We start from the raw sequence: 8,354 nt of genomic DNA, 5'->3' as shown, positions 1-8,354 counted from the left end.
GGGGGGGCGGGCCGGCGGGGGGCCCCGGGGGGGGGGGGGGGGGGGGGGCGGGCCCGCGCCGGGCGGGGGCGGGGGCGGGGGGGGGGGGTGCGCAGTTCGTGGGAGGCGTCGGCGACGAAGCGGCGCTGGGCGGTGACGGCGTGGTCGAGCTTCTCGAGGGTCTGGTTGGTGGTGGTGGCGAGGTGGGTGATCTCGTCGGCGGTGGGCGGGACGGGGACGCGCCGGTCGAGGTGCTGGGCGGTGATGGAGGCCATCTGGGCGCGGATCGCCTCGACCCGGCGCATCGCCCGGGCGGTGACCGCCCAGGCGATGGCGGCCACCAGCAGGACGGCGAAGGGCCCGGCGACCAGCAGCAGCCGTTGGACGGACTCCTGGACGCGTTCGGCGTCCCAGGGCGGTACGAGCAGGTAGGCGGTGACGGTGCGCTCGCCCTGGTCGGGTTCGCCGAAGCCGGACAGCAGGGCGCGGCCGTCGATGCCGCCGGCGCTCTGCCCGTACAGGGGGAGGGTGCGGTGGGCCAGACGGTTCGCGGTGCCGGTGCCGGTGGCGGGGACGGGGGCGTCGAGTGTGAGGGTGCGGGAGACCTGCCCGCCTTCGGGCAGCGGCGTGAGCTGGGCGGCGACCTGGGCACGGAAGGGTTCGAGGTCGGGGCTGACCTCCAGGAGCCGGCCGGAGTCCAGGACGAGGGCGTAGACGCGGTCGCCGAGCAGCAGGCCGCTCGCCGGGACGTGGCCGGTGCGCATGTCCGCGACCGCCACGTCGAGGCGGGCCTGTGCGGCGACCTTCGCGTCGTTCAACTGGGAGTCGTAGAGGCTGTGGCTGAGCCAGAACGCGCCCGTGGTGAAGGCGGCGGCAGCGGCCAGGCCGGCCGCTGCGGCGGAACGGGCCCGCAGCGAGCGCAGTGAGTGCAGTGAGCGCAGCAGCCGGGGCGGCCGCGGCGGCCTAGCCACGGGAGTCCAGCCGGTAGCCGGTACCGCGCACGGTGAGGATGGAGTTCCGGCCGAACGGGACGTCAATCTTGCGGCGCAGCGCGCTGACGTACACCTCGACGATGTTCGGGTCGCCCTCGTAGCCGCTCTCCCAGACCTGGTCGAGGATGGTGGTTTTGGCGACGACCTCGCCGGGGCGTTCCGCCAGGCACTCCAGGACGGCGTACTCGCGGGGTGTGAGGGCGATCGGGGTGCCGGCGCGGCGGCAGGAGCGGTCGGCGGGGTCGAGGACCAGGTCGCCGACGGTCAGCGCGGGCGGGCGTTCGGCGCCGCCGCGGCGGACCAGGGCCCGCAGCCGGGCGACCAGGACCGGGTAGGAGAAGGGCTTGGCGAGGTAGTCGTCGGCGCCGGTGTCCAGGGCCTCGATCTCGTCGTACTCGCCGTCCTTGGCGGTGAGCATCAGGATCGGGGTGGTGACGCCTTCCTGGCGCAGCTGGGCGCAGACCCGGTAGCCGTTGAGGCCGGGGAGCATGACGTCCAGCAGGATCGCCCGGTAGTCGCCGGTGCGCGCGTACCAGAGGCCGGAGCGGCCGTCGTGGACGACGTCCACGGTGTAGCCCTCCGCTTCGAGCCCGTCCCGGAGGGCGTCGGCCATCCGGGTCTCGTCCTCCACCACCAGTACGCGCATGCGTCTCAGCATGTCACGGGGGGTGTCGCGGTTCCTGAAAGTGCTTTCAGGCTCTTTCAGCGGATCTTCAGAGGGCGGGTCGGACGCTTCGGGGGTCGCCCCACGTCCGCCCTACCGCGAGGTGAGCCCCGTGACTCTGACCCTGACCCGCGCACCCCGCGCACCCCGCGCCACGGTCGAACCCCAGCTCCAGTCCCAGCCCCAGGCCCGGCCGGGCCGGACCGCCCTGCTGCCCTGGGCGCTCGCCGCCGTGCTGTTCGCCGCCTACGGCGCGCTGTCCGTCTCCCGCCATCTGCACCTGCGCACATCCGGCTTCGACCTGGGAATCTTCGAGCAGGCCGTCCGCGGCTACGCCGAGGGCCGCGCGCCGGTCTCCGAGCTGAAGGGGCCGGGGTTCCACCTGCTCGGGGACCACTTCCACCCGATTCTGGCCACCCTCGCACCGTTCTACCGGGCGTTCCCCTCCCCGCTGACCCTGCTGGTCGCCCAGGCGGCGCTGCTCGCCGTGTCCGCCGTCCCGGTGACCAGGGTGGCGGCGCGGGCGGCCGGTCCGTGGGCGGGCGCGGGCATCGGCGTCGGGTACGGGCTGTCGGTCGGCCTGCAGCAGGCGGTGGCCTTCGACTTCCACGAAATCGCCTTCGCCGTACCGCTGTTGGCCTTCGCCCTGGAGCGGCTGACGCTGCGGAGGTGGCGCGCGGCCGCGTGGTGCGCGCTGCCGTTGCTGCTCGTGAAGGAGGACCAGGCGGCGACGGTCGTGGCCGTCGGCTGCTACCTGTTCTGGCACGGCCGCCGCCGACTCGGCGTGGCCGTCGTCGCGCTCGCCGCCGCCACCGTGGCGCTGGTGGTGCTGGTCGTCATCCCGGCCCTCAATCCCGACGGCGTCTACACCTACCTGTCCAACGTGGACGGTCCGTCCGGCGACCCCGTGACCAGGCTGCTCCTGCCCGCCCAGAAGTGGGGGACCGTCGCCGTGCTGCTGGCCCCCACCGCGTTCCTGGCCCTGCGCTCTCCACTGATCCTGCTCGCGGTCCCCACCCTGGCCTGGCGGTTCTGGTCCACCAACCCCGCCTACTGGGGGACGGGCTTCCACTACGGCGCCGTCCTGATGCCGATCATCTTCGTCGCCCTCGCCGACGCCCTGGCCCGGCTCCGCGCGCGGCACGGCCTGCGGCGGTGGACGGCCTGCGGCCTCGTGGCCGTCGGGCTCGCGGTGACGGCCGCCGCCCTGCCCTTCCGCCCCCTCGCCGAGCTGGCCCGGCCCGCCACCTGGCAGCGCGACGCGACGGCCGACGCCGTGCGCGGGGTGCTGCGGGTGATCCCGGACGGTGCGCAGGTGGCGGCCGCCAACGGCATCGCACCCCAACTCACCGACCGCACCCGGGTTTTCCTCTTCCCGTACTACCCCGGAGGCCCCGGCGCGAAGCCCGACTGGGTCGCGGCCCCCGACCACCCGCGGGACGGCCTCTTCCCCGCCGACCAGGAGGCCGAAGCCCTTCGCGCCCTCCCCGCCGCCGGCTACCGTCCCGTCGCGAGCGCCGGCGGTGTCACCGTCTACCACCTCGGCGCGCGGGAATGACGGCCTCCTGCGGAAGCGTCGGCCACCGGGGTGCGGGCGAAGGACACGTGCGCTGCGGCAGGCACCAGGTAGCCGGCCCCGGCCACCCGGGCCGGCTCCAGGCCGCCAGTGGCGTAGTCGTTGTGCACGTGGGTCTCGGCACCGACCTGGCCGCTCAGGTCGCCGGTGCGGCGCGGTCTCCCGCCCCGTCGTCAGACGGTGAGGTGCCTGGTGCCGGGGTCGGTGGCGGCCTCGGGGGTTGCGCCGTGCTGCTCCTCGTCGGGGCGGGCATCCCTGGGCAGGAGGAAGGTGATGGCGAGGAACGCCACCAGCAGGCACGCCTGGACGATCAGCGCGTGGTGGAAGCCGGTGGTGAAGTCGCCGGTCCTGACCTGGTCGAAGAAGACCGAGCCGAAGACGGCGACGCCGATGGAGCCGCCGACCGCCTGGACCGCGGTCAGGACTCCGGATGCGGAGCCGATCTCGTGGTCGTCGACGGCGGCGAGGATGAAGCTGAACAGAGCGGCGATCACCATGCCGGCGCCGATGCCCGCCACGACGGTGCCGGGAACGACGTCCCAGATGGAGAAGGTGGCGGTGTCGAGGCCGTCGAGTTCGAACCACAGCGCGGCCGCACCGGCGAGCTGGACCAGCGGTCCGATCTGGAGCACGCCACGGCCGATCCTGTTCACGAGGAAGGCGCCGCTGACGGCGCCGCCGATCGCGGTGCCCACCGCGAGGGGCAGGTTGCCCAGTCCCGCCTCGCCTGCGGTGAAGTGCCTGCCGATCTGGAGGTAGAGGGTCAGGACGAGCTGGGTGCCGATCATCCCGCCGAAGAACAGAGCGATGCCGCCGAGCCCGACGGTGAAGGCGGGCTTGCGGAGCAGGGCGGGGGTCACCAGCGGTTCGCGGCCCGCGGCGGCCGTTCGGCGCTGCTGAAGGGCGAACAGGGCGAAGCCGATCACGGAGGCGGCCATGCTCAGCCAGGTCCACAGCGGCCAGCCGTCCTCCTGTCCCTGGTTCAGCGGCAGCACGAGCAGGGCGCACGAGGCCACGATCAGGGCCGCGCCGGTGATGTCGACCCGTACCGTGCGGCTGCCCGCCCTGTCGGGGACGAACTTCGCGGCGACGATCAGGGCCGCGAGTCCGGTGGGCAGGTTGATCAGGAACACCGATCGCCAGCCGAGGCGGAAGAAGTCGCCCTCGATGAGGAAGCCGCCCAGGACCGGGCCGATGATGCCGCCCAGACCGAGGACGGGCCCGAAGATCGCGAAGACCTTGGTGAGCTCGGGGCCGGAGAAGTTCTCCCGCAGCAGGCCCAGGCCCTGGGGCAGCAGCAGCGCCCCGGCGGTGCCCTGCAGCAGACGGAAGGCGATCAACGACTCGATGTTCGGCGCGAGCGCGCACAGCAGCGAGCTCACGGTGAAGGCGGCCAGACCGATCAGGAACATCCGGCGCCGGCCGTACCGGTCGCCGAGGCGGCCGCCGAGGACCAGGCCGGCGCCCAGGGTGAGGGCGTAGCCGCCGATGACCCATTGCAGTCCGACGGGGCCGGAGCCGAGGGATTCCTCCAGGTCCGGGCCGGCGACGTTGACGATCGAAGCGTCCAGGAGGTCCATGATCTCGGCCGTGATCATGACCGCCAGGATCAGCCACCGCCATCGGTAGGGCTCGGTGGTGGTGCCGAGGGTGGGGGCAGGGGCGGACACGAGCAGATACCTCCATGGTGAAGTAATTTCACAGTGAAGGTAAAATGATGGAGATAGGTTGTCAACCTGGAATGCCGATGTGACCGCGCGGCGGACGACAAGGGTGGAGGGTCCCGTGGAAGAGGCCAAGCGCGACAAGGCCGCGGAACAACGCAACAAGGTCGCGGAACAGCGCGACATGGTCGCGGAACAGCGCGAGCGGCTGACGGAGGCACTGAGGATCTACGGCACCCACTACACGGAGCTCGGCCGCCGCTTCGCCGCCTGGCTCGGCCTGCACTCCACCGACGCCATCGCGCTGCTCCAGATCACCGCCGCCGAGGAGCGCGGAACCCCCCTGTCACCGGCACGGCTCAGCGAGCGGATCTCCCTGTCCACAGGAGCGACCACCGCGCTCCTGAACCGCCTCGAAGCCGCGGGACACATCACCCGCGCCCGTGAACACACCGACCGGCGCATCGTCACCCTGCGCGGCGGAGGGCACATCCGGGAACGGGCGGAGGAGTTCTTCGACCCGGTCGCCCACCGCCTCGACGCCGCGATGTCGAACTACCCGCCCCGGCTCCTGGAGCAGTTCGAAGCGTTCATGGCCGACCTGAACACCGCCTTGGACACCCACCTCGGGGAACAGGACTCGAAGGCGCCGCACTCCCCCGGCACGTCCGCCCCCGGCACGTCCGCCCCCGGTCGGGAATGATCCGGACGCTCAGCAGCAGGTGAGCGGTGCCGCGACGGCCCGGGCCGTCGGAGCCTCGGCGTCGGCGATCCGGCCGCGCAGCATCGCGTCCATGACCGCCATGTACCGCTGCGTCCGGGGGCCGCCGAGGAGGAAGGGGTTCGCGGCGCCGGGCGGCTGGTGGCGCAGTTGTTCGGCGCGTTCGAGGCCGTGGTCGTTCGGGTGGTTGGAGAGCTCGACCTCCACGTTCGCCCGGCGCATGACACCCCGGAAGGCCTGGACGGGCGCGAGGAAGGTGCGCAGCTCCTCCACCGTCGAGGGCGGGTTGAGGCCGCCCCACAGCATCGCGCTGTGGTGCCGGCGGCCGGCCCGGACGGGGATGACCGGCGAGACGGTGCCGGGGGTGTGGCCCGGAGTGTGGTGCAGCTCGATCGTCGTGCCGCCGAGCGTCAGCTGCTCGCCGTCCGCGATGTCGAGGTCCCGGGCGGGGGCGTCGGCCGGGCAGGTGCGGGCGAGGAGGTCCCAGTCGGCCGGGGACATGTGCACGCGGGCGCCGTAGCGGTCGGCGAGGGTTTGCGCGCCACCGAAGTGGTCCGAATGGCCGTGGGTGAGGACGACGTGCTTGATCGCCGCCGGATCGGCTCCGACCGCGCGCAGCCCGGGGACGATGATGCCGTCGGCGTCGGCCGGGGAGGTGAGTGCGTCGATCAGCACGATGCCGTCGTCCGTCAGCACCGCCATCGCGGAGACCCAACCCGCGCTCAGGAACACGAGATTGTCGAACAGCTTGACGGGCGCCGGCGCGGGCAGTTGGGGAAGGTCGGAGCCGGGGGTCAGCGCCGTCACCAGGGCGCGCAGCACGGGGTCGTCGCCGGCGAGGCGGCGGGCGCGGTCGTAGTGCGGGCGGGAGGCGGACGGCGTACTCGCGTCGGTGGACGTCGAGGTCGAGGCGGAGGCCGGGGCCGAGGCGGCGATCGGCGCGGCTCCGGCGGCGATGCCCAGGGCGGCGAGCTGGGCGAAGCGGCGTCTGGTGAAGTCGGCGTCCGTGGCGGTCCGGCGGGTGGGGTGGATCACGGCGGTCGGGGCTCCTGGTGGTCGGCGCTCTTGGCGGTCAGGGCTCTTGGTGGTCAGGTGCTCTTGGTGTTCGGGGGTGTTGCTGCTCGGGGGTGTTCAGCCGAGGGCGCCGACGACGGTCTTCGTCGCCTGGGCGATCAGCGCGTCGTCGGAGGTGGCGTCGGCCTTGCCGCGGTCGGACAGGACGACGATCACGACCGGGCTCCGGCCGCCGGAGGGCCATGCGACGGCGGCGTCGTTGCGGGTGCCGTAGCCGCCGTTGCCGGTCTTGTCGCCGACCTTCCAGTCGGTGGGCACGCTCGCGCGGATGTACGGGGCGCCGGTGGTGTTGCCGACGAGCCAGTCGGTCAGCAGTCGGCGCCGGTCCTCCGCGAGGACGTCGCCGAGGGCGTAGCGGCGCAGGTCGGCGGCGAAGGCGCTGGGGGTGCTGGTGTCGCGGGTGTCGCCCGGGGTCGCCTCGTTGAGGGTGGGCTCGGTGCGGTCGACGCTGGTGGTCTGGTCCCCGAGGTCGCGCAGCGACTGCTGGACGGCCGCCGGGCCGCCGAGCTCGGCCATGACGAGGTTGGCGGCGGTGTTGTCGCTGTACTGGATCGCGGCGGCGGCCAGATCACGCACCTTCATGCCGGTGGCAACGTGCTGCGAGGTGATCGGCGCCCACGACAGCACGTCCTCCTGGCGGTACGCGACCACCTTGTCCAGCTCCGCGTCGGAGGCCTTGCGCAGGAGGGCGCCGGCGGCGAGCGACTTGATCGTGGACGCGAACGCGAACCGCTCGTCGGCCCGGTAGGCGATCTCCCGGCCGCTGCCGGTGTCCACCGCGTACACGCCGAGGCGGGCGCCGAACTGCTGCTCAAGCCCCTTGAAGGAAGCGCTCGTCGTATCTGCCGCAGGCATCGCGCTGGATACCGCGGCGGGCGTGCCGGCACCCGCATGGCTACTGAGTCCCGCAGAGCCGCACCCGCTCAGCAGGGTGGCCGCGAGCAGGGCCACGGCGGGCAGCACGGTACGGGGGCGGCGGAGGGCAGTCGTCATCGGTGGTCTCCCAGGTGGTTCGTGTCGTCACCCTCAGCTAAACAGGCCGACGGGCCACCAGTCCAAGACCACTATGGTGAAGAGATCGATATAAGAATGCCTATGATTGCTGGCCATGGACCTGTTGGGGCACCTACGCCACTTCCGCGCTGTCGCCGAGGACCGGCACTTCGGCCGCGCCGCCGAGCGCCTGCGGATCGCCCAGCCCTCGCTCTCCCAGCGGATCAAGCGTCTGGAGCGCGAGCTCGGCGTGACCCTGTTCGACCGCGGCCCGCGCGGAGTCGAACTCACCCCGGCGGGCCTGCTGCTGCTCGCGGAGGCGAAGGAGGTGCTGGAGAGCACCGCCCGCCTCCTCGCCACCGCCGCCGACCTGCGCACCGGCCGGGCGGGCACCCTGCGCGCGGCCGTGCCGCCCGAGCTGGGGCCGGCCGTCCTGGCCGCGCTGCTCACCGACTTCGAGAGCGCCTCCCCCGGCACCCGGCTCGAACTGCGGGAACTGCCGGTCGCGGTCATGGCGCGCGAACTCGCCCAGCACACGGTGGACGTCGCCGTCGTCCGCCACCCGTGTCCGGCCGCCGGGCTGGCGTTCGGGCCGGTCCTGCACCAGCCGCTGGGCGGGGGGCGCGGCGCCGGCGGGCCCGGCGCCGCCCCCCCCGGGCGGGGGGGGGGGGGGCGGTGCGGGCGGCGGCGG

8 protein-coding genes are annotated in these 8,354 nt (G+C 73.4%); 3 read left to right on the top strand and 5 right to left on the bottom strand.

From position 1 onward, the window contains the following. The coding region (locus ACFV6I_RS34785; protein ID WP_380429830.1) for a HAMP domain-containing protein at nucleotides 1-950 on the bottom strand (950 nt) is incomplete at its 3' end. Further along, on the bottom strand, nucleotides 943-1,617 hold the full coding sequence (locus tag ACFV6I_RS34780) for a response regulator transcription factor (RefSeq protein WP_063351942.1): 675 nt from the start codon (nucleotides 1,615-1,617) through the stop codon (nucleotides 943-945). The genes ACFV6I_RS34785 and ACFV6I_RS34780, both read right to left, overlap by 8 nt. 130 nt (nucleotides 1,618-1,747) lie before the next feature. Here ACFV6I_RS34780 and ACFV6I_RS34775 point away from each other — a divergent pair, with 130 nt between their 5' ends. Then, nucleotides 1,748-3,193, top strand: coding sequence for a DUF2079 domain-containing protein (locus ACFV6I_RS34775; protein WP_380429828.1), 1,446 nt, complete (start codon nucleotides 1,748-1,750; stop codon nucleotides 3,191-3,193). A gap of 191 nt (nucleotides 3,194-3,384) precedes the next feature. Here ACFV6I_RS34775 and ACFV6I_RS34770 read toward each other — a convergent pair whose 3' ends face one another. Continuing rightward, on the bottom strand, nucleotides 3,385-4,809 hold the full coding sequence (locus ACFV6I_RS34770; RefSeq protein ID WP_380429835.1) for an MFS transporter: 1,425 nt from the start codon (nucleotides 4,807-4,809) through the stop codon (nucleotides 3,385-3,387). A 250-nt stretch (nucleotides 4,810-5,059) separates the two neighbouring features. On the opposite strand from ACFV6I_RS34770, the gene ACFV6I_RS34765 reads away from it, so the two are divergent. Then, nucleotides 5,060-5,578, top strand: coding sequence for a MarR family winged helix-turn-helix transcriptional regulator (locus ACFV6I_RS34765; protein WP_380429833.1), 519 nt, complete (start codon nucleotides 5,060-5,062; stop codon nucleotides 5,576-5,578). A 9-nt stretch (nucleotides 5,579-5,587) separates the two neighbouring features. On the opposite strand, the gene ACFV6I_RS34760 is transcribed toward ACFV6I_RS34765, so the two are convergent. Continuing rightward, nucleotides 5,588-6,631 carry an MBL fold metallo-hydrolase gene (locus tag ACFV6I_RS34760; protein ID WP_380429826.1) on the bottom strand — a complete coding sequence of 348 codons (1,044 nt, stop codon included), beginning with the start codon at nucleotides 6,629-6,631 and terminating at the stop codon, nucleotides 5,588-5,590. A gap of 96 nt (nucleotides 6,632-6,727) precedes the next feature. Further along, entirely contained in the window at nucleotides 6,728-7,663 is a 936-nt protein-coding gene (gene bla / locus ACFV6I_RS34755; protein ID WP_380429823.1) for a class A beta-lactamase, read from the bottom strand. A gap of 115 nt (nucleotides 7,664-7,778) precedes the next feature. On the opposite strand from bla, the gene ACFV6I_RS34750 reads away from it, so the two are divergent. Beyond that, the coding region (locus ACFV6I_RS34750; RefSeq protein ID WP_380429820.1) for a LysR family transcriptional regulator at nucleotides 7,779-8,354 on the top strand (576 nt) is incomplete at its 3' end.

The organism is Kitasatospora sp. NPDC059803, from assembly GCF_042732255.1.
Lineage (GTDB): Bacteria > Actinomycetota > Actinomycetes > Streptomycetales > Streptomycetaceae > Kitasatospora.
The sequence above is the reverse complement of the archived record's forward strand: the minus strand, read 5'-3'. Positions and strand labels throughout refer to the sequence as shown.

What these genes read in the sequence shown, in the direction of transcription:
- ACFV6I_RS34780 (WP_063351942.1), bottom strand. Translation starts at nt 1,617, where the DNA reads ATGCGCGTACTGGTGGTGGAGGACGAGACCCGGATGGCCGACGCCCTC.
- ACFV6I_RS34770 (WP_380429835.1), bottom strand. Translation starts at nt 4,809, where the DNA reads ATGATCACGGCCGAGATCATGGACCTCCTGGACGCTTCGATCGTCAAC.
- ACFV6I_RS34765 (WP_380429833.1), top strand. Translation starts at nt 5,060, where the DNA reads ATGGTCGCGGAACAGCGCGAGCGGCTGACGGAGGCACTGAGGATCTAC.
- bla (WP_380429823.1), bottom strand. Translation starts at nt 7,663, where the DNA reads ATGACGACTGCCCTCCGCCGCCCCCGTACCGTGCTGCCCGCCGTGGCC.